Below are 283 nucleotides of genomic sequence, written 5' to 3'. Positions count from 1 at the left end.
AGCGGAAGCCCGAGCAGTCAATGAACAGGTCGGCGGACAGCTGCGCGCCGTCGGCCAGCGTCACGTCCGCGATAAAGCCGGTTTCGGGGTGCAGGCCGGCCTCGACCACCCGCCCCTCGATGCGGGCCACCCCTGCCCCCTCGGCATGGCGACGCAGGAAGGCGGCATAGAGCGTCGCGTCGAAGTGAAAGGCATAGCCAATCTGGGCGAGCGGCGTGCCCCCCGGCTGCGGGCGGCCGAAGCGGCCCGCCATCGCCGCGGCGGTGCAGATCGAATAGGCGGC

At 71.7% G+C, this 283-nt stretch carries 1 protein-coding gene; it reads right to left on the bottom strand.

The window, feature by feature from the left end:
• On the bottom strand, positions 1-283 hold a 283-nt coding region (locus VJI93_RS08705; RefSeq protein ID WP_324009304.1), incomplete at both ends, for a tryptophan 7-halogenase.

Origin of the sequence: Parvimonas sp. M20 (genome assembly GCF_035282425.1) — a bacterium.
GTDB lineage: Bacteria > Bacillota > Clostridia > Tissierellales > Peptoniphilaceae > Parvimonas.
The sequence above is the reverse complement of the archived record's forward strand: the minus strand, read 5'-3'. Positions and strand labels throughout refer to the sequence as shown.